Origin of the sequence: Allotamlana fucoidanivorans (assembly GCF_006265225.1) — a bacterium.
Classification (GTDB): Bacteria; Bacteroidota; Bacteroidia; order Flavobacteriales; family Flavobacteriaceae; genus Allotamlana; species Allotamlana fucoidanivorans.
In genome coordinates this window covers 1-384 of record NZ_VDCS01000072.1, presented here as the reverse complement: position 1 = coordinate 384, position 384 = coordinate 1, and the positions used below count along the sequence as shown (strand labels likewise).

1 protein-coding gene is annotated in these 384 nt (G+C 41.1%); it reads right to left on the bottom strand.

All coding sequences use genetic code 11. The annotated features are described in order from the left end of the window. Positions 1-384, bottom strand: a 384-nt coding sequence (locus FGF67_RS16935; protein ID WP_158293248.1) for an NAD(P)/FAD-dependent oxidoreductase, incomplete at both ends; no start/stop codon positions are given.

The following is a 384-nucleotide window of genomic DNA, read 5'->3' as shown; positions in this document are numbered from 1 at the left end:
CGCACCAACATCGTTACTTTTTTACAAAGCTTTGACAAATAATGGGCTTCCTCACAGGCTGAATCTCCTGCGCCTACTATAACCACTTCCTGATTTCTATAAAAGAAGCCATCACAAACCGCACAAGCCGATACTCCTCCGCCCAGTTGTAAATACTTTTGCTCAGATTCTAAGCCCAGGTATTTCGCTGAAGCTCCTGTTGAAATAATCACCGTATCACAATGTATTTCTTTCTCTTCATTAACCCATACTTTATGAGTAGCACTTGAAAAATCAACTTTTGTAATCCAACCATCTCTAATATCGGCTTCAAAACGCTGGGCTTGAGCTTGTAATTGCATCATCATTTCTGGACCTGTAACCCCTTCTGGATAGCCTGGAAAA